Source organism: Gimesia panareensis (genome assembly GCF_007748155.1).
Classification (GTDB): Bacteria; Planctomycetota; Planctomycetia; order Planctomycetales; family Planctomycetaceae; genus Gimesia; species Gimesia panareensis.
The window spans coordinates 4,286,213-4,307,039 of the sequence record NZ_CP037421.1 but is presented as its reverse complement, the minus strand read 5'-3'; the positions used below and the strand labels follow the sequence as shown (position 1 = coordinate 4,307,039).

General features: G+C 52.9%; 15 protein-coding genes. 4 read left to right on the top strand and 11 right to left on the bottom strand.

Annotation, left to right across the window (positions count from 1 at the left end):
• Window positions 1–152: 152 nt before the first annotated feature.
• The 6 genes from Enr10x_RS15910 to Enr10x_RS15885 all read right to left on the bottom strand — a co-directional run bounded on the left by Enr10x_RS15910 (window position 153) and on the right by Enr10x_RS15885 (window position 8,685).
• Entirely contained in the window at window positions 153–1,472 is a 1,320-nt protein-coding gene (locus tag Enr10x_RS15910; RefSeq protein ID WP_145109729.1) for a DUF1552 domain-containing protein, read from the bottom strand.
• Between the two features lie 14 nt (window positions 1,473–1,486).
• On the bottom strand, window positions 1,487–3,769 hold the full coding sequence (locus Enr10x_RS15905) for a DUF1592 domain-containing protein (protein ID WP_197996049.1): 2,283 nt from the start codon (window positions 3,767–3,769) through the stop codon (window positions 1,487–1,489).
• Between the two features lie 208 nt (window positions 3,770–3,977).
• Window positions 3,978–4,838 carry a transthyretin-like family protein gene (locus Enr10x_RS15900; protein WP_145109723.1) on the bottom strand — a complete coding sequence of 287 codons (861 nt, stop codon included), beginning with the start codon at window positions 4,836–4,838 and terminating at the stop codon, window positions 3,978–3,980.
• A 187-nt stretch (window positions 4,839–5,025) separates the two neighbouring features.
• The gene (locus tag Enr10x_RS15895; protein ID WP_145109720.1) at window positions 5,026–6,099 is read right to left on the bottom strand and encodes a DUF1559 family PulG-like putative transporter; all 1,074 of its coding nucleotides are present in this window, start codon (window positions 6,097–6,099) and stop codon (window positions 5,026–5,028) included.
• Between the two features lie 297 nt (window positions 6,100–6,396).
• Window positions 6,397–7,125: a 3-keto-disaccharide hydrolase gene (locus Enr10x_RS15890; protein ID WP_232093026.1), complete on the bottom strand. Its 729-nt coding sequence runs from the start codon at window positions 7,123–7,125 to the stop codon at window positions 6,397–6,399.
• 147 nt (window positions 7,126–7,272) lie between these two features.
• The gene (locus Enr10x_RS15885; RefSeq protein WP_145450647.1) at window positions 7,273–8,685 is read right to left on the bottom strand and encodes a DUF1501 domain-containing protein; all 1,413 of its coding nucleotides are present in this window, start codon (window positions 8,683–8,685) and stop codon (window positions 7,273–7,275) included.
• Window positions 8,686–9,294: 609 nt separating this feature from the next.
• Between Enr10x_RS15885 and Enr10x_RS15880 the strand changes: the two genes are divergently transcribed.
• The 3 genes from Enr10x_RS15880 to Enr10x_RS15870 all read left to right on the top strand — a co-directional run bounded on the left by Enr10x_RS15880 (window position 9,295) and on the right by Enr10x_RS15870 (window position 12,776).
• Complete coding sequence (locus Enr10x_RS15880; RefSeq protein WP_145109712.1) at window positions 9,295–9,858, top strand: sigma-70 family RNA polymerase sigma factor; 564 nt, start codon at window positions 9,295–9,297, stop codon at window positions 9,856–9,858.
• Window positions 9,845–11,155 (top strand): anti-sigma factor, encoded by a 1,311-nt coding sequence (locus Enr10x_RS15875; RefSeq protein WP_145109709.1) that lies wholly within the window; start codon window positions 9,845–9,847, stop codon window positions 11,153–11,155. Before Enr10x_RS15880 ends, Enr10x_RS15875 begins: the two co-directional genes overlap by 14 nt.
• 160 nt (window positions 11,156–11,315) lie before the next feature.
• Window positions 11,316–12,776 carry a sulfatase gene (locus tag Enr10x_RS15870; protein ID WP_145109706.1) on the top strand — a complete coding sequence of 487 codons (1,461 nt, stop codon included), beginning with the start codon at window positions 11,316–11,318 and terminating at the stop codon, window positions 12,774–12,776.
• Between the two features lie 19 nt (window positions 12,777–12,795).
• On the opposite strand, the gene Enr10x_RS15865 is transcribed toward Enr10x_RS15870, so the two are convergent.
• The 4 genes from Enr10x_RS15865 to Enr10x_RS15850 form a co-directional block, all read right to left on the bottom strand.
• Window positions 12,796–13,836, bottom strand: a complete 1,041-nt coding sequence (locus Enr10x_RS15865) for a Gfo/Idh/MocA family protein (RefSeq protein ID WP_145109703.1) — start codon at window positions 13,834–13,836, stop codon at window positions 12,796–12,798.
• 45 nt (window positions 13,837–13,881) lie between these two features.
• Complete coding sequence (locus Enr10x_RS15860) at window positions 13,882–15,168, bottom strand: Gfo/Idh/MocA family protein (RefSeq protein ID WP_197997237.1); 1,287 nt, start codon at window positions 15,166–15,168, stop codon at window positions 13,882–13,884.
• 119 nt (window positions 15,169–15,287) lie between these two features.
• Window positions 15,288–16,400: a hypothetical protein gene (locus tag Enr10x_RS15855; protein WP_145109697.1), complete on the bottom strand. Its 1,113-nt coding sequence runs from the start codon at window positions 16,398–16,400 to the stop codon at window positions 15,288–15,290.
• Between the two features lie 73 nt (window positions 16,401–16,473).
• Window positions 16,474–17,751, bottom strand: coding sequence for a sialidase family protein (locus Enr10x_RS15850; RefSeq protein ID WP_145109694.1), 1,278 nt, complete (start codon window positions 17,749–17,751; stop codon window positions 16,474–16,476).
• A gap of 214 nt (window positions 17,752–17,965) precedes the next feature.
• Between Enr10x_RS15850 and Enr10x_RS15845 the strand changes: the two genes are divergently transcribed.
• Window positions 17,966–19,225: an outer membrane protein assembly factor BamB family protein gene (locus Enr10x_RS15845; RefSeq protein ID WP_145450645.1), complete on the top strand. Its 1,260-nt coding sequence runs from the start codon at window positions 17,966–17,968 to the stop codon at window positions 19,223–19,225.
• Window positions 19,226–19,630: 405 nt separating this feature from the next.
• Here Enr10x_RS15845 and Enr10x_RS15840 read toward each other — a convergent pair whose 3' ends face one another.
• Entirely contained in the window at window positions 19,631–20,650 is a 1,020-nt protein-coding gene (locus Enr10x_RS15840; protein WP_145450644.1) for an IS110 family RNA-guided transposase, read from the bottom strand.
• Window positions 20,651–20,827: the final 177 nt, after the last annotated feature.

Sequence of the window (20,827 nt, the reverse complement as noted above, 5' to 3'; positions counted from 1 at the left end):
CTGGAATCATAAAGAGCGCAGCAGACGATTGGTAGCGCAGGTCTCTGTTTTAGTCTGGTTGTGCTGAGATCGAGGCATAAAAAAATGAGTACCAGTATGGGGACTGGTACTCACTGGATTTCGATTCATTCTCATCGTCTGCTCTGACGGCATCAGGTCAGTTCGGAAATGACTCCGCCACCACAGAAATCGGGCTTACCGAATGTTTCGATGTGATGTCCCATACCATGGGCCAGCGACATCAGCAGACGGTTATGCGGAATGTTCTTGAACTGCAGCGAACGTCCCATTTTGAAGTCGAGTCCTTTTCCGACGAGCACCAGAGGCACGTCGTTCAGGGTGTGGGAGTTCCCTTTACCCAGTTCGTTGGTCCAGACGACCAGCGTGTTGTCGAGCAGGGTTCCGTCGCCGTTGGGTTCCGGAGTTTTGTCGAGTTTTTCGACCAGGTAGGCCAACTGTTCGCAGAACCATTTGTTGATCTTCGTCAGCTTGTCCTGCGAATCCTGATCGCTGTCCGGTTTATGGGAGAGTGAGTGGTGACCATCGTCGATGCCCAGCCACTTCATCCGCGCCTGACCGACCGAGTTCGTATACTGCAGCGTCGCGACCCGGGCCATGTCATTCGCCAGACTGTTGACCATCAGGTCGATCTGCATCTTACTGGTGACCGGCATGTGATCGTTATCATTCTTGATGCCCACTTCCTGAACCGGAACTTTGACAGCCAGCTTCTGTTCTGCACTGGCTTTCAGTTCCTGCTCCATCTGGCGGACGTAGCTTTCGTGTTCTTCGAGTAACTGCCGGTCCGAACTGCTGAGTTGAGAACGGACCTTCTTCAGGTCGGCACGAACATCATCCAGAATGCTGGCCAGACTCTTGCGGTCTTTCATCTGACCGTAGATCTTTTCGAACATCTGGTACGGATCGTCGATGGGGGCGACCGGTTTATTGGGACCGGCATAAACCATACGGGTCCAGGGATCGGCGCGGTGCGGCACATTGACGCCAAATTCGAGTGAGCCGAAGCGGGTACGGGTTTCTTTCTTGCTCTGCAGGAAGCGTTTGAGTTCCTGGTCGATCGACAAACCGCTGGCCCAGCCGGCCGGTGTGTGTGAACCACCCTGGATGTTACCGGGCAGCAGTTCAATTCCGGTCAGCAGGCAGCTCATCCCCCGCATGTGACTGTCGCCATCACCGCGTACGCGGTCGGCGACCCCTTTGATGACCAGCATCTGATCCTGGTACTTTTTCAGGGGCTCCATGATTTCCTTAAGCTCGAACTTGTCGCCGGTCTGATCGGGCCAGTAGGTTTTGGGCACGATCCCGTTCGGGCTGAACATTACGATCATACGCTGTTTACGGAGACCGGAATCGGCTGCAAAACCGAGGCTGGGCAGGTTCATGACCAGCGGCAGGACAGCGGAAGACAGTCCCAGTTCTTTGAGGAACTGGCGGCGGGATTGATATTTCATTGGTGGGCTCTTTCTCAGGATTGAGGCTGATGCAGGGCAGCAACCTTCATGATTTCTACGAGCAGTTGTTGAATATTATAACCGGATTTTTCAAACCGGGTGGTTAAATCGTCTCGAATTTTTTCGCCGTAGGCATTAATCGGCTGTTTGACTGCCTGGTGGAATAACTGGTCCACAAAAGCAGCATGGGCGTGTCGATCCCGGGCGATATAGTCCGCCAGGTCGCGGGCCCCATTAAATTTCACTGTGTCGCCTGTGACGGAAACCAGTTCCGCAGCGGCATTGATGTCTTTTTTGACTTCCTGTTTTCTGTATCGACCAATGGCGTCAAAGTGCTCCAGACTGAATCCGAGCGGGTTAATGATGCTGTGGCACGACATACAGGCCGACGGCTTGGTGATCTGAGCGACCTTTTCACGGGTGGTCATGCCCGGATGGAAGTCGCCGTCTTTGAATTCGGTCGCCTGTGGGGGCGGTTTCAAGGAGCGGCCCAGCAGACGACGCGTGACGAACACGCCCCGGTGAATCGGCGAACTCAGATTGTGGTAAGCGAAATTGGCCATCAGGTACGGGTGCGTCAGTACGCCAGCCCGCTGGTCTTTGTCCAGCGCGACTTTCTGGAAGGATTCCCCTTTCGGCAAATCAACCTGGTAGACTTTGGCCAGTCGTGAATTCATATAGACGTAATCTGCTGTCAGCAGCTGTCGGTAATCGGAGGAACCGTTCCAGACCACATCGTCAATAAACATGTCGAGTGAGGTCCGCAGATCGGCCACCACCTGATCATCGAATTCCGGGAAGAGTGCTTTGTCTTTGGCCAGCTCTTCTTTTTCATCCAGTTGCAGCCAGTGATGGAAAAAGTAACGCAACTTGGCCTGAGCACGCGGGTCATCCAACATCCGCTCCGCCTGCTGGGAAATCTGCTCCGGAGTTTTCAGGCGGCCCGCTTTGGCGGCATCGTAGAGCTGGCGATTGGGCATCGAATCCCACAAGCCGTAAGAAAGGCGGGAGGCGATCGTGAACTGATCCGGTTTGGCAAATTCCCGGTCCGTATACAGGAAGCGGGGGGATTTCATTATCAGCAGCACGGATCGTTTAGCGGCCAGTTCGGTTTCCAGTTGGGGATCGAAATGCTGATCGACGAAGAACGTTTTCTGATCTTTGGTCAAAGGACGGCGGAAGGCCAGTTCGGCGAAACGATGGCAGAACTGTCTGACTTTTTCCCGGCGATCTTTGGCACCCGGCTTGGTTCCTGCCATGCGATCCAGGTGCTTGATGACCGTCGTCATGACTTCAATCGCACCCGAGGTTGTCGCATCATCCCAGGATTTCGATACCGCGACTCCCCGTTCATAACCGGAGACACTGTCGTCCGGTGGGAATTCGGTCGAGGCAATAAAAGTCCCAGTAAACTGTTGAGGGATCAGATTGCGCTGCGGGATGACTTCCTGCGCCTTGTGGGGCGGTTTCCACTGCAGGCTGATCGAGGACGATTTGTCTTTGTATTTGAAGACGTGCAGACGCAGGGTATAAGGTCTGCCGCCCAGGAGGCGGATCGTGGCTTTGTGTTCTTTGGGACGCCCTTGCGAGCTCACCCATTCGTCGATGATCGGTTCCTGCTGATTGACCCAGAGCCGCGCTCCGTTTTCGGTCTTGAGGATGAATTCGTAGTCGCCGGTCTCTTCCACGTAGACCGAGCCCTCCCATTTCATGGAGAACTCTTCCGCGTTTTTAATCTTCTCGAGGGGCTTTTTGTCGCCAAACTGAAAATCCACCACCGGATCGATCCGCTTTTCAACGCGATCTTTCCCATTGAAGCGACGGCTCGAAAAATATTCGGCCCGCAGACCGTTCTCTTTGCTCGTGACGCGGGCGTTCCCCAGAAAATGAGACATCAGATCGGCAGTGGTATACAGATACTGGCGGACGGTCAGGTGCGTGAGCTGGATGCGAGACGCGTTTCCTTTGTCTTCTTCGGGGGAGAAGAAGCGTTCAAACACAAATTGGGCGACCTGTTCAGCTTCCTTCCCCTGACAGAGTTCCGGATCTTCTTCCGGCATTGTCTCATCGATGAGCATGGTCAGTTCCTGCAGGGTCTTTCTGCCATGGAACGGATTGGCCTTGTCTGTGACGCCCTGACCATTTTTCGCATGGCAGGACACGCACATTTTCTGATAGATCTGCGCACCATTAATCGGTTTATTATCGGCGGCACGGACGGAAGTCAGCAGCATTCCCCAGATCAGGAAGGCGAAGACAGCAACGGGAAGGCGTCGGTAGATCGGGATGGTCATCATACCTGGCATCACAACTTAAGGCAGGAGAAATAAGGAGGGAGTTCGTATTTTCAGTGGGTACGAAAACACGTTCCAGTAATCAACATCGGTTTGTGGATTACCGTGTCCTTATTATATTCCCTGCCTCAGCTTCCGTCAAGGATCTGAATCTGCCACAACCCCTTTGACTTACTGAGGTTAGTTTAGTAAAGGGGCCGGCTTCAGTCTGTCAACGGGAGACCAGTTTGAACTCGGCGTGACTGTCACTTCCTTTCACATCGTAGGTCAGGATCGATTTGACGTTGTAAATGATGGGGATCTGTGTCTCGGTGGAAAAGATACGGACCACATGTGTTCCCATGGCGGCTCCTTTCAGCCCTTTCAGGTAGCTGAGTTCAAAATGTCCCTGGTCATCAGTGAACCCTTCTGATTGAGCCGGGATTTTGTCCTCTTTCCATTCATCCTGGGGAACGAAAACCACCTCTGCATGGGGGAGCGGCTTGTCATCAAGTGTGACGATTCCGCTGATCTGTTCCAGGGGCGGGTGTTCTGTCGTGCCGACCATGGCTGTCATTATCCAGTACAGACCAAGACAGACCACCACAACCACCGCGGCCCCGGGGATGATCAGTCTGGCATTGTATTTAATCGCTTCCGCGGCATGTTTGTTTTCCTTCATCCATTTGGAGATCCCCGACTGCTTCTCTGGTTTGGAAGCGGTTGATGCTGAATCACCATGGCCCGACTGATAGGGATCATTCGTTTTATGAGACGATTTTTTCTTCAACATCTGCTGAGCAATATTACTGCAGGCTGAGTCTTCCACGATGACTGAAGATGGTGTCGAACTGGATGATTCGGCCATCACCTCTTCAGGTTTGCGCACCTCTGAGAGAGGGGGCAGTGTGAATTCCTGCAGTTGTTTTTTGGGGACGCGTTTTTTGGGTTTCTCTTCGGACTCGGAGAGGGAATCTTCCTTCTCCGGAACCCGCATCACCTGGTCGCATTTTGAGCAGGAAACTTTCTTTCCGATATATTCATCGGGTGCTTTCAGACTTTTCCCACATTTGCATTTAAATCGAACCACCATATTCTGGCCCACCTGATAAGAGTAAAAAATCTCCCAGATCAACAAAGAGTGCCTCAGACCGGGAGGAATGATGCAGGTATCAATCGACTGGCGGGATTTTTATTAATGACCCAAAGCGGGAAGGAGCAGATCTTCCGTCTCAGGAATGAGCAGAGACGGAAAACCTGGATCCCTTTCCAGTTTGGGGCTACTGTCCTGTGAACTGTCCGACAGGGACATTGTTTGACATGTTCCCCAGGTTGGCGAACAGGTAGCTGTCAATGTTTTCCGAGATGACGCGTACTCCACCATCTGCAAAAGCAAACAGGGCAATCCCGTCATGCACGCTGCCGGACCCGTCAATGCTGAGCGCTTTGTTCGGGCCCTTGCGCGTGCTGAACAGTGTGGCGGCACCTCCCCAGGCCCAGCCATCACGACTCCGCAGGTTGTCTAACTTGCCGGGGATGATGAGTCTCTGATTTTCTCCCACGATAATGACATTCGAAGTTCCGTCTTTGATATCGCGCATGTTGGTGCTGCTGTTGACGGAAAAAATGCCAATGTCGAACGGGTGTGGAGTGAGCATAATCCCCGGGGGACCGATCGCGGTGACCTGGATGGGTTGATTCAGATTCTGAGCGGGAGTCACCGCCCAGGTGGCACCGGGGATCCCCGCGGAGGCAGCATTGAAGGCGATGCCCGAACCGATACAGCCGGAATAGTCGTTGCCCCCTTTGGTAAATGCGATATTCACACGCTTCAGGTAACTGTAAGTATTCAGGTCCATATTACTGCGCCGGGAAGGGCAGTAAAACGCGGGAATATTGGACTGCGTGGGGGTATAGAGGGGGGTGAACGAGTCGTTGGGAAGCAGTTTCACTCCATTCCCGTAGACATTTCGCTTGAAATTCCAGAGGTCGTAAATCTGGCCCTGCTCAATCTGAGGCAGAATGTGGAGCATCCAACTGGTGCCCTGGTGCCCCTGACCGTTAATGAGCGTCCCTTCAGTGGCAAAAGCGTAGGTGCGATTCGTGGCGCCCGTCCCACCTGCATAGGTGGTTGTGGTTTCCCCGGGGGGAAACGTGTTGTGCAAGTCGTGGTAATTGTGCAACGCGAGCACAATTTGTTTCAGGTTATTCTGGCATTTGGATCGGCGGGCAGCTTCGCGTGCTTGTTGAACTGCAGGTAACAGCAAGGCAATCAGAATGGCGATGATTGCAATGACGACCAGTAGCTCAATCAGTGTGAATCCTCGTACGGGATTCGTGTGTTTTCTACGCATGATCGGCCTCCTGAATAGAGATCTTCTATGGATTAGTCCTTCTCGATATGTATTAATCAAAACTGCTCTCCACAGCACACTGGAGAGTCAGTAAACCATGTGCTTACTGGTTGAGGCCCAAGATTTACCCCAATCCTGAAATGCGAACATTTCATGCGGGTAGCTGAACGCATTAAAGTTTGTTTAAGTATAGCGTATCATCTCTGAATTCTTGACTCAAGATGATTTTCTGTATTTGAGCAAACCGCGCAGCGGCATACCTGTACAAGAGCAGCTATCTCGATTCGGGACGACAGACTACTTCAATAGAGGCGCTGTCTGCGCTTTGCTGGTGACACCAGGCGGGAGTTCCATGATCTGGATATTGCGAAATTGAATCTCTGCCCCTTCCGATTCCAGGCAGAGGTAGCCCTTTTTGATGGATGCATTGCGGACGCCGTTCACAAATTTCCCGTTCACAGACAGCTTGACAGTGCCATCGACACAGACCACATCATAGACGTTCCACTGACCTTTCCCTTTGCAGCGGTTTTCAATTGATTTGCTGCGTGTGCCCCGCGGATTGTCGGGAGTGGTAATCAGTCCGTTTGCACCAAACAGTTCGCCATGCACATAGGCAATCGGGGGCAGGGTGCCGTCCTTCTTTTTGTGCTGGTTGACCCAGTCGAGTTCGAGCATCTGGATTTCCATCCCCTTAGGCAGTCGTCTGCCTTCCGGTACAGTGCCCTCGCTCCAGGCAAAGACGCCCGAATTACCGCCGGCTTCCATGTGACGCCATTCGATGTGCAGCAGAAAATTCTCATACTGTTTATCGGTCCGCATCACGCCGATCGGATGCCCCGTGCAGACGAGCATGCCGTCTTTGACATACCAGGTATCTTTGTCGGTATTCACATTCACCCAGCCGGTCAGATCTTTGCCGTTGAACAGCGGTTTGTATTGAGGAAGATCGGCTGACTGAACGGTGCCTGTAAGACAGAACAGAGCCAGGACAAATCCGAAGACCGTTGCACATTGTTTCTGCATGGTGAAATCTCTCCTGTAGGAAATCGCTGGTTTCAGGGAGGCGAGTTGACTGGTTGCCCAGATCAGTTGCGTGGCATAGACCAGATACGATGATACCGGTGGCTGAATCTCGACACAAGCAGGCGACTTGCGAATCAGGAAATGGTATCAGACCAGCTCAGGAAGCCGCTGGCCCTCGTCGAGCAGATACTGCGGCCTGCCCCGTGGATCGGTGATGGTCACGGCGTGGGGATCGATGCCCAGGTTGTGATAGAGGGTGGCGAAGATATCTTTGTACTGCACGGGGCGGTCCGTGACGGCGCTGGCAGTACGATCGGTGGCGCCGATGACCTGACCGGTGCGCATTCCTCCGCCGGCCAGAATCGCTGGCCCGACGCGGGGCCAGTGATCGCGGCCCCCGTTTTTCGAGTTGATCCGTGGCGTTCGTCCGAATTCGCCCCAGGCAACAATGGTGACATCCTCCAGCATGCCGCGTTCTTCCAGGTCGGATACCAGCGTAGACAGGCCATGATCGACGATCGGCAGGAGCTGTCGCATGCGGGAGAAGTTACTGGAATGCGTATCGAAATCACTGATCGAAATACTGACGCACCGCACTCCTGCTTCGATTAGCCGGCGGGCGAGCAGAAACTTTTTTGTCGATTCCGGTCCTTCACTGGTGTAAAAGCGTTTTGCCTCCGGCTGGCCAGGCAGAGCGTACCGCGCCAGCACCGCGGGATCTTCCTGTTCCAGATCCAGTGCATCTGCCAGGCGTCCCGAGGTGAGAATGCTGACCGCCTGCTGGGAAAATCGATCCATGGCATCCATCATCCCGCTCGCATCCACTTTTCGGCGGATCGTATCCAGTTCCGACAGTAAGGTAGTTCGGTTCTCCAGTCGCTGCAGCGTCAGAGACGGATTGAGTTTGAGGCTGACCTGGTGCTCTTCCCCCAGTCGCTTGAGTTCATTCTGCATCCCCTTTTCCAGCTGACGTTCAAACAGATCCGAGATGTCGGGTCGGAACGGCTGGAAGGAGGGCCCCAGAAAACCGGGCCGCGCACTGTTGCGCACCTGCCCGCGCCCCTGCATCAGATCGACGAACAGCGGCGCGCGATCGCGGGGGGAACCTTTGAGGCGGGAGACCACCGAGCCCAGCGCGGGCCGCCCACCGACCGAGAGCATGTCTTTTTTACGGAACCCGGACTGGCACTGGAACGCATCGTGGGCACCGGCTGAGCCGACCAGAGAGCGAACAAAGGCAAACTGATCCGCCTGGGCTGCCATGCGGGGCAGTAGTTCGCAGACCTGGATTCCAGGAACACTGGTGGCGATCGGCTGGAACTCACCACGGATTTCCACCGGTGCTTCCGGTTTCAGGTCAATGGTATCCATGTGCGGAGGGCCACCGTCCAGATGCACATTGATGATCGCCTTGGGAGACTGCTGAATTCCTGCCTGCGCTTCCACCCGGAGTAAATCGGCCAGAGTCAGACCGGTCAGCCCCAGTGTACCGAGTTTCAGAAAGTCACGGCGGGATTGAGTTGAGTGTTGCTGATTCTGTGCGCACAGGAATGACAGCATGGGTTTCCCTTCTCCATCAGTGGAATCGTTCCCGACACCAACGGTGTCGAGTTCATATCAATTTGTGTTTATACCAGAAGGGAAGGGATAAACTCAAGCAGGATTTCCATGGGCAGGGTACACATCTCCTCAGCGAGGAAATAACAGTTTCTGGAATTCAGATAAAACCATCAGCAAAAAGATGCTTATGAATCAGATAACAGAACAGGACCGGGATTATTTTATGAAAAAAATAATGGTAGGCGGGATGAACCATGAGACCGGAAGGATAAAGTCTGCTGTGGTTTGACAGAAAATGTCTAGTTCAAGGTGGGGTAAAAAATGAGGGGGAATTGTCCTCAATTGTATATCGCAAAAAGGGGCAAAACGTTAACAACTAATTTCAAAAAAAACGAAATTAGTAAGAAACACAACTATTTATTGTAATGAACCAAACTTGCTTCTGATCTTCATCTATTCTTAATAGATTCTACTACAATATAAAATATTGCTATTGGTGAATTGCCCGATAACATTTCCAGCAAGAAGATCTTCCAGAATTCCAGGATGGATTTTCAGAGTTCTTAAGATAAGAAAACTTACTGCAGAAAGAAAAGACGCACTTGCACGATGGATGCGACACAAACTACCTCACTACAAACTGAAACAGCAAGAAGCCGTGCTGAGCTGGCACGAAACTGGGTGAAGGTTCAACCTTCCCTGATGGCCTTCGTCGTGGCATCGACTCCCCAGTTCAGTGACGCGGAAGACCTGCTGCAGGAAGTCGCAGCAGAAATTGCAATTCGTTACGACGAGTATGACAACACACGTCCCTTTTTACCCTGGGCACTGTGGATTGCAAAAATCAAAATCGCCGATTTCTATCGCGGCAAGCGGAAAGACCGTGTGCTGTTCATGGGGGAAGCCATGGATGCACTGGCGGATGCCTGTTCCCGGGTACAACAGTTAATGACGGAAGAACGGGATCTGCTGGAGTACTGTCTGGATCAGCTGACGGAACGTTCACGGCGTCTACTGGGCCTGCGCTATTCAGATGATTTAAAACCCAAACAGATTGCCGGCGAACTGGGCACATCGACCGGTTCTGTGCGAGTGACTCTGTCCCGTATTCGCACCACGTTAATGGATTGTGTTCAGAAGCGGGCCGCTGGTGAAGCGAATGTCGGATCTTAGCGAATACAAAGAGAGTACTGCGCTCGAGAATATCGACGCTTATCTGGATGGAGAAGAGCTTTCCGAAAAAGAAGCTCAGCAACTGGAGCAGTGGATTAAAACAGACAGCCAGAATGCCGATCAGGCTTTTCGTCGTGTTTTCCTGCATTCTTATCTCCGCCAGCGTTTTCAGACGCGCGCAATTGGTGAAATGCAGGCTCGGGAACTGGCATCTCAGAAACAGGAACCGCTGATCCTCCCCTCCGAATCCGAGATTGAGATCAAGCCGGAACCAAAGTCGAAACCACAGAAGGCAACCAGATCCCAACCACGCAGACGGCATCCGTTGCTCTCGTGGCGCTGGATGCTCCTGTTCGGAATCGGAATTGTTTCGACGTTCAATCTGGCAGTCCTGTTTATCAAGGATTTTCAGATTCCCTACGATGAAGACAAAGCATTTGAGCAACCAATCAATTTTGATTCCGACTACATGAAAAAGACCTTCCTCATGGCGCGGGTGGCAGCGCAGCCTTTTCTCTATGAAGGCTTTGATTACTCACGGGAAGAACTGGCTGAGAAAGAAACAGAAGGTGTCAATGGCCTCAATGGTGGTGTCGGCTGGGCAGGACCCTGGATCGATGAAGGTCCGATTTCTGCCTCGATCGTCCATGATACGAAAAAGAAAAACCTGGGCAAAAATGACATGCGACTGTTCGGGACACTGGGCTTTTCCGACCAGTACGGCAACATGCTGCTGACCAAGGGAGGGCAGTATCGTACCGGACAGGTTTCCGAGTCCGTTTCCGTACGGCATATCGATCTGCAGCAGGTACCGCATGCGTTGTCGGATTCCAAAGGCTTTGGTGCGGATGGGGAAATCCTCTGGTTCAGCTTTATGGCGCAGTCGTATGATAATGCCGGCGACGGGCGTTATGCCTACATCGACTTTGGCAATGAGGAGTCCAGTCTGCGGATTGGAAAACTGGCCTCAGCGGTGCGCGGCAACTGGGCTGCCGCCGGGCAGGTCAACGGCACGGAAATCAACACCGCTTCCAGCGATGTTCTGTCCGGTCAGGCCGTCCTGATTGTCGGACGGATTCTGTTTCGACCGGGCGCGGAAGAGGTCGATCTCTGGCTGAATCCGGTGCTGAATAAAATTCCCGAGTTGGATGAAGTCGATCTCCGCTTGATGGCGCCGGACCTCCGCATCGAACGGGTGAAAATCGTCAGTCGGTATTCCACCGACTTTGATGAGATTCGGGTCGGCGTTTCCTTTGTCGATGTGATTCCTGCCCACGAACACGACGACAACGAATAAGCATCCACCGCCTGGATTGAGGTGACAGGAAATAACAGTCTGAGCGTGTTGCTGCGCGATTCAGAGTTGTGGGTGCCTGCAGGGGACCGTAGAATAAATGTCTGTTGATGTTTAGTTGATCTGCGAAATCTCGTCCTCATAATATTATGGAAACTCACCGATGAAACTCCCCCGCGCGTTACAGCTTTGCTGTCTGTTGTTGTTGCTGACGCTTAACCTCACTGCGTCCGCAGCCGAGCAGAAGTACAATGTGCTGTTTATTATCTCCGATGACCTGACCGCAACTGCCTTGTCCTGTTACGGAAACAAGGTCTGCCAGACTCCGAATATCGACAGCATCGCCGCGAAAGGGACACGGTTCACACACGCCTATTGTCAGGCCACTTATTGTGGCCCCTCGCGCGCCTCGTTCATGTCCGGATATTATCCGCATGCCAGCAAAGCCTTCGGATATGTCAGCCCGCGATCCTATATCGGCGATCGGCCCACCTGGGCACAGTTGTTTAAGAACAACGGCTATTACACGGCTCGCGTCAGTAAGATCTATCATATGGGCGTCCCCGGTGACATCGAAAAGGGGAGTGACGGCACCGACGATCCCGCCTCCTGGACCGAAAAATTCAACAGCCAGGGACCCGAATGGGCTGCGCCTGGAGACGGCGAAACACTGGAAAATAATCCGGATGGCAAAAAGCCGGCCGTGGGAGGCAATACGTTCGTCGTCGTCGAAGCGGACGGCGATGATCTTGTGCACTCCGATGGTAAAACATCTAAGAAAGCGGTCGAGCTGATTCAAAAACACAAGGACGAACCCTTTTTTCTGGGCATCGGCTTTGTCCGACCGCATGTTCCTTTTGTCGCACCCCGCACTTACTTCCCGCCTTTCAAACCTTACAGCAAACATGTGCTTCCAGAAAAAGTTCCCGGCGACTGGGACGACATTCCCAAACTGGGCATCAATTATAAAACCAGTAAGGGCATGAAGATGGATATCCGCCGTCAGAAAAAAGCGGTGGGTGGCTATCTGGCAGCCGTCTCCTACATGGATCGCCAGGTGGGAAAAGTGCTCGATGCACTGGAGCAGGCAGGGATCGCCGACAAGACCATCGTGATCTTCACCAGCGACCATGGCTACCATCTGGGCGAACACGATTTCTGGGCCAAGGTCAGCCTGCATGAAGAGTCAGCGGCAGTCCCTTTGATCATCAGCGTGCCCGGAAAACAACCTGCCGTCTGTGATTCACTGGCGGAACTGCTCGACCTCTATCCCACCATCAGCAGTCTCTGTGACCTGAATGTCCCCACTGGCATCCAGGGGAAAAATCTCGCTCCACTGCTCGATGATCCGACTCTCAAGGTCCGCGATGCCGCCTTCAGTGTCGATCCGCGAAACAAGGGCAATCGCGGCTTCCTGCTTCGCGATGAGCGCTACGCCTATATTCAATACAAGGAAGATGCTTCCGGCGGTGTCGAGCTGTTCGATATGGAACAGGATCCCAAGCAGTATACGAACCTTGCTGAAAAGCCCGGTTACGAAAAGCTGGTGGCCCGGTTCAAACAGCGGATGGCAGACAAACTGAAAGCCGTCCGCACGAATGACCTGGGTCATTCCTACGACTGAGTTGAGTTTCGCGCTTTACTCAATCGACGGAGATGTGTTGTGTTTCTCCTGTTTGAGATGCTTTATAAGCGGCGTAAATCGTTCTCAATACCTGCAGGCTGTCGTGACTGTCGAGAGTGGGCGGTTCCTTGTCCAGCACGGAACGGACCGCAGCATGCACGCACGGAGTATAGCCCCGGGGCTGGATCGATTCTTCAAATTTATGAATCGTCCCCGGTTTGTCTGAATTGAAGTACCACTGCAGGTATTGGCCGGTTGAGTAATCCATCTCCAGCCAGCCTTTCGAACCCCAGATTTTAATCAGCGACTGTTTGCCGCGGTTGGTGTAATAGCCTGACGTCAAAGTTCCCAGGAAGCCTTTATTGAATTTCAGGCTGAGTGCCACCGAGTCTTCCACATCGATCGGCTGTCCGCCGATATTCGTGACGAAGCCGCTGACATCCGTGATTTTCGAGTCCGTCACGTACATCCCCAGGTCCAGCCAGTGAATGCCCAGCCAGATCAGATGACCGCCGCCGGCCCGGTCCTTCTGGGCAAACCAGCCCGCGTGATAATTTTTGCTCGTCAAGCGGGTCTGGTCGGCGATGTAGTTGAGTTCGATCGCATAGATCTTGCCAAACAGGCCTTTGCGGATCATCCGGCGGGCCGCTTTGATTTCCGGGTTGTTGCGGTTGGCCAGCGCAAGCATCAGATTCAGGTGCTTGCTGTCGGCTTTCTGCACTAACGCTTCGAACTGATCGATGTTCGTGCAGGCCGGCTTCTCTGCAAAGACGTCGCAGCCATGATCCAGAGCCAGGTCGATTGCCGCCGGAGCCTTCGCTGCCTCCAGGGTAACCAGCGCCATGTCCGGCTTTTCCTTCTCAAACAGCTGCGCCGGATTATCGTAAACGCGGGTCAGCTTGTTCCCCAGCTTTTCCTTCGCCTGAGCCGTATGCTTATGACCTTCGTCAGAGAGGACAATCTCTTTGATGTCCTCGCACGAGGCGAGTGCGGGAAAATAAGCCCCCAGATGAGGTGACGTTTCACTGATGATCAGCGCGACTGTGGCTTTATCTGGCATGTGACTGCTTTCTTATGAAGTACGTTGTTGTGGTCTCTTTGTGAATCATACCTGTGGCAGTTCATATCCGTCACGATAAGTTCTGGTCAGGTACTGGTTGGCTTCTTTATCTTCCGGGAAGGTTTCCGTTTTCGGATCGAAGACCAGCCGGCGACCGGTACGGTAAGCGATATTCCCCAGGTGACTCAGCATCGCGGAATAATGGCCTTCTTCAATTTCCGCCAGCAGGTCCTGGGAATTGCGGCTTTTCACACAGTCGATGAAGTTCTGGTAATGGGCTCCCGTGTCCTGCCATTTCTGTTCGAAAGCGGGACCGCGTTCATGTTTGAAAAAGATCCGGTAGCCGGTACGGTCGACCATCATGAACCCCTTGTCGCCGTAGATGATGTTGTCGTTATCGTGACGATGCGCCTGCATGCGATAGGGAGTAAAGTCGCGCTGTTCATAGACATACAGCAGGTCGTCATACTCCCAGGTGACGACCATCGTGTCCGGTGTCTCCTGGGCATCCCCTTTGGAGCCGAGCTTCGCGCCGCTGCAGGAAACCGCGTTCGGCGCTTTCAGATTCATGGCCCAGCGGCCGATGTCGATCTGGTGCACACCATCGTTGCCGATATCCCCGGTGCCGAAATCCCAGTTCCAGTGCCACGATGTATGGAAACAGTTGCGGTTAAAGGGCCGCTTCTGGGCCGGCCCGAGCCACAGATCATAATTGACGCCCTGGGGCACAGGCTCATTGGGGCGGGGCGGATACAGGGCCCGCCGTTGATTATTGATCGCCTTGACCATCAGCACTTTACCAATCACGCCGTCCTGAATCTGTTTCCACGCTTTCTCATAAACGGGAGTCGCCCGCAGGTTGGTGCCATGTTGGACGACGCGTTTGTGTTTGCGGGCGGCGTTGACCAGTTGTCGGCCTTCATGAATATTATGCGAGCAGGGCTTCTCCACATACACGTCTTTCCCCGCCTGAATGGCCATCAGCGCTGCGGGAGTGTGCCAGTGATCGGGGGTCGCAATCGCGATCGCATCGATCTTGTCCCCCTCCAGCAGTCTGCGGAAATCTTCAACCTGCTCGGGACGTCTGGCTCCCGACTTGGCGACCTGATCTGCCATTTGACCGCTGCGACTCTGATCGGGGTCGCAGACCGCCACCAGCTGACTCTCGGGGAGTTTCGCAAACCAGCTTCCCAGGCCGCGTCCGCGTCCGCCACATCCCACCAGGGCGACTTTCACCTTTTCATTCGCGGAGACCGCCGCCTGACTCAACGCCGTCAGACTCATTGAAGCCAGGGAAGCACCCATGAATGTGCGACGATTGACGTGTGTCATAACGAATCTCCTCAGTGGGGGTGTTGATTTCGAAAACGGACGTAAATCGCAGGCATTCATCCTAACAGGTGAGAGAATGTTGTATCAAGCATGTTTGATATAAATGGGGCGGTCCGGTGTTAATACTCATCATAGTATTTCGGTGAGAGATAAATCTCACTCTTCCAGGGAGATTCAGTGGAGCCCTGTAATGCGAATTGCTTTTCGCGTGGAATCTGCGCCATGGCCTGCCGGAAACCTTCAATCAGAGATTTGTCAGAAATGAAATACTCTTTGAATTGATTTTCAATCGAGGAAGAATCTGCTTCGTGATCTGAATTCTGCTCATTGTCATCGTTGATGATGTCTGCCATGATTGATGCCAGTCTTGCCGGCTCGGAACGTTCGTGGACGACCACTAATCGATCGTGGATGTCTTCCTTCTGTTTTTTTGTCAGTTCCGTACGCCACAGATAATCTTTCCGAATCTTGTTAGAAATATATTCATCGATCTCTTTCTTCCAGGGATGTTTGGAACGTTCAATGTCGGCCTCCGCTGGTTCAGAGGTTCCTTTCATTTTGGCAATCCTGATGGCTTCTTCGGTTGTGATTCCCCCGCGTTCCATTCGCCAGTCCATAATCCTCGCCCATGAATTCCTGTAGAAATTTTCAAACGCGTTTTCTGATGGTGCTTGGGTAGAATGATCATCGATATGATCCAGCAGGAGTTGATGCAGCTTCCTGATCTGGTCGGGTTCAGACAGGTCGGTATCTTCATTTCTGATCAAGTGAATGAAATCAGGGCTGTCCAGTCCATCATCCGGAGAGGTCGTGACCCTGACAAGTCTGTCATCAGGAAGTTGAGCGAACAGATCTACCCATGTTGTTTTATAATATTCATCCTCACACAATACTGCGTAGCCCGGGAGCGCATTGTGACGAAAACCTTGAACGAGCGTGCGAAAGGGATTTGCCGTATCAAACTGCCCGTCTGGTTCGTACCCGACGCTTTTCAGCGTTGATATGATCTTTGCAATATGATCACTGTCGGACCAGGAGAGTTTTTTGGTGGGGCTGAGATTGAGTCGCATGGGAGGGGCATAACCACCTTGAGCCATGGTTTCTTCAAACTCGTCCCATTGCTGAGCTGCAATCTTGCGCAATTTCAGGATTCCCGCCACCAATGCCAGGACGATTCCAATAACAAAAATGGCAACGCATGCCAGGATGGTTTTCAGGAGAAAGAGAATCATGGGATGCATCTTGAATCACTCCGGGTGATTGTTTCAGGTTTGTGTTTTTGATTTAATGATTAGTGTTGTGTGATCAATCGGTCTTCTTCATCAGGCGATTCGGCTTCTTCCACAGAATTTTCGAAACATAGACACTGTTGTCCGCGCCATACTTGTTATCGACGGGCATCACGTAATCAGGCCCGAAGCGCTGCATCCATTCGGTGACGATCACCCAGGTCTCATTTTCGTTCACATCGACGACGCCAAAGTTCCCCAGTCGGGCACCCCGTTCGGGGACCAGGATACACTCTGAATCGCGGATGACCGCCATGTTCTCCGGGTTTACCCGACCAATAAACAACGGAGCTCGATGCCGGATCACGTGATCGTTGTTCGCGCCGCGGCGCGTGTAGACCAGGTAGAGCCCATCTGAGTGTGTGACCCAGTGGGCCTGCGTGTTATAGCTGCCCAGGTCCTGGCCATCTTCAAACGTCCATTTGCGCGGCGGTTCGAAATGCAGTCCGTCTTTGCTGCGGGTCACATAAGCGGCATCATCATTCCTTAGTGTCAGGTAAAACCAGTCTCCAAATTTCGTAATCGAGGGTTCTGCATAGCCCCGCTTGACGTCAATCGAGAGTTCATTTCCATGTTCGACGTATTTCAGCGTCTTGCCATCAAACCGGCAGCGGAGCACCATTACATCGGAACGCTTCTTTTCGGGGCGTCTGTAATAGACGGGGAGCAGGATATCTCCATTGGGGAGATCATAGCGCTGGACCGAGCCGGCACCACTGCTCACAAACTCCGGACCATCCGGCAGCTTCAGAGACCGCCAGTCAGACCAGACATTTTTGACAGGATGATAGGTCGCATAAGAGGTCACGCGGATGTTCTTCTTGTGATCGATGCGGTTATTGTAATAGCGAACCGTGTGTCCGATGCCCAGCAGTGTCTGTGATTTCGCATGCCACTGCGGCCAGAAATCCGAGACCACCACTTCGCCTCCATCGGACAGATCGTGCCGACTCAGGTTTTTCTGTTCGACGGGGCCCTGCCAGGTCTTTCCCAGATCATCGGTCCGCATGGAATTCAAGGCGTAGAAAACATCACTCCCGGTCAACAGCAGTTTCTGCATCGTCATCACCACAATCGGAAGTTTATGACTGTTCCCCGGTGCGTCAACAGGGATCGCCCCCGCGCGGGCATGCACCCAGCAGGTCTTCCCGTCATAGCCTTTCGTAGCGGTGCTCAGTTTGATCTGAAAATCAGGCGAATGCTGTTCTGGCAGCTTTGCTTCCCCTGCCTGAATAGAAGAGTAGATGAGGCAGAGCCAGAGCAGAGAGAGGACGGGGAAAAGATTTCGCATCATGTTTTCCTGGATTGAATGAGTGACAGCAGACCTGATCATCAGTGATGGTCCTCTCATCATAACCAGCGGGCATCCAGACAGCAAACTTCCATTTTTAAAGACATTACTTGCGGTCGGGGCGAGACGGTTTACAATAAAGTTCTGATTCCTTGCCGGTCGGTTCCGCTGAATCGATTGCGTCTCTCCGACATTCATACCCGAAGAAAGCATCCCGATGTCTCGAACACTGCTGGTCTGTCTGACGTTGCTGTTGTGCCCCTCTGCGATCCTCTCCGCGGCCAATCTCCCCCAGTTCAAATCCAGTGACTGGCCCTGGTGGCGCGGCCTGCATCGCAACGGTGTCGCCAGCGCGCGACAGAATCCGCCTGTGAAATGGAGCGAGACAGAAAACATCATCTGGAAGTCGCCCGTCCCCGGTCGGGGTTACGGTTCACCTACAGTCTATAACGACAAAATCTTCCTGGCCTCGGCAGATACGGAACAGGAAACACAGTTCGTTCTCTGCTACGACCGCCAGACCGGCAAGCAACTCTGGAAGACGGACGTCTTCAAAGGGGGGCTCAGCACCAAGGGAAACAAGAAATCGACTCACGCCTCCTCAACCGTAGCCTGCGACGGCGAACGGGTATTTATCAATTTCATCAACAACGGAGCCGCCTATACGACCGCTCTGTCGCTGGACGGCAAACAACTCTGGCAGACCAAAATTACCGACTACATCATCCACCAGGGCTACGGTTCCTCACCCGCGATATATGGACCGCTGGTGATTGTCTCGGCTGACAACAAGGGGGGCGGCGCCATCGCCGGACTGAACCGCACCGATGGGAAAATCATCTGGAAGAATGAACGCCCCAAAACGCCGAATTATCCGTCTCCCATCATTCTGAAAGTCGCCGGCAAAGAACAGCTGCTGATGACCGGCTGCAACCTCGTGACCGGCATGGATCCCCTGACTGGAAAAATTCTCTGGGAGATCGACGGTGCCACCACCGAGTGTGTGACCTCGACCGTCTCCAACGGCGAGCTGATTCTCACCAGCGGAGGTTATCCGAAAAATCACATGTCGGCGGTGAAAGCCGATGGTTCCGGAGAAGTTGTCTGGGAAAACAGCACGCGGGTCTACGTCCCTTCTATGCTGGTTATGGACGATTACATTTATTCCGTTACCGATAACGGCGTTGCCATCTGCTGGGATATCAAGACCGGCAAGGAACGCTGGAAAGGCCGCCTGGCGGGTACTTTCAGTTCATCGCCCGTACTGGTCGGGACGCGGATCTATGTCACGAACGAAGCCGGCGAATCATTTGTCTTTCGGGCGAATCCCGATAAGTTCACCTTGATCGCAGAAAATAAACTGGGCTCCGAAGTTTTTGCGACCCCCACCATCGTCGACAGTCGGATCTTCATGCGGGTCACCGAGGAAGTCGACGGCAAACGACAGGAAATGCTTTACTGCATCGGCAGAAAGTAAGCAACGCAAATTCCCCGTCACCGGTGCTGAGTGACGGGGATGCTGTGTGATTTGGGGAGTGCTTAAACAGAGAGATGGGTGCCTCTTAAACCATCCGTGTTATGCAAAAAACAGGGTGGCAAAATAGCCCGACCGGGTGCCATTGGTGGCTCGTCGGGTGCCATCCATGAGGAAGCTTCTGTCAAGACCGTAGTGAGAAGAACGCGGAATTATCCAACCATCCATCCGGCATCACTCACCTTGGCGAGGCGCCACTAGACAAATTACGGTGACTCCCATTCACTGCTACGGCATCGCAATGCGCCATGGCACCCGTCGGGATGTCACCTGAATCCCACTTTCGATCTCAACGTGAAACTTAATTCCCACACAACTCTTTGAATTACTTATCTAAACTGCAGTCGCTCAGACTGCCAGGTTCCGTTCTTTCCACAAGGTTCCATTTTTCAACATGGACCACATCACACGCACCAGGTAATGCGATGTGGCTACAATCGCAATTTTTTTCCTGTCTTTTTCCTGGCGATGAATCCGTTCATAATAGGCTTTAATCGTCGGTGAATATCGAATCCCCTGCCAAACCGCTTCGGTAACCAGATGTCGGACCTCTGCACACCCTTCCCGTGTGATATGCCCCAGTCGATTGGTACTCCCTGACTGATCCTGGATCGGGATCAGACCGAAGTAGGCCCCCACTTTCTTACTGTTGGCAAATCGATGCGGGTCATCCACAAAGGCCACGAATGCCTCAGCAGTGCGTAAGCCGATGCCGGGGATACTCTGCAATTGCTGCACGGCAATGTTATCTTTCGAATAGCGGGCCAGTTCCGTTTCAACCAGCCTGGTTTGCCTCGTCAGTGTTTCGATCTCTTCTACCAGCATGTCCCGTTTCAGATTTTGCATCGGCTGTTTCAGATCTTTCTGTTTTAGCCATTCCATCCCCCGTATGGTCCAGAGACCAAACTCTTTGGGAACCCTGCAACCAACACTTCTCAGAAGCGAGCGAATTCCATTTTTAGCCCGGGTCCGTTTCTGAATCAGTTTGCCTCGGAATGTAATCAACTCTCTCCAGGCCCGCACGTCTGCAGTCGGGACATGAACGGTCGGAACTTCATCGAGAAACAATAGCTTGGCCAGCTTCTCTGCGTCCGCACGATCATTCTTTTGCTTGGAACGAAAAATCAATTTCAACAGTCCTGGATGAGCCACGGCAACACGAGAAGCAATCTTACTCAGAGCTTCAAAGTAGATGCCATAACCGGTACTGGCTTCAAAACAGACTTCGTATCGTCCCGGCAGGTTCATCAGAAATTGAATCACATCATCCAGGCATGGCAGCTGGCACCGCTGCAGCAGCTTACCATCCTTATTAAGTACACAAATCGTAATATGCTTGACATGCACATCTAAACCAACATACAACATCGTTGCCTCCGGCGGTGAGATTTCGTGAAACAAATTGTGAACGAACTTGTTACACGTTATTCGATCCGACGGAGGCTTCCTACATAGTTTCACTGTTGGCTTGCCCCAATACTGTTCGGCTCACGGTTTGCAGTTGATTGTGGATTGCAGCTTAACTCTTATGAACTGCATTTTTTA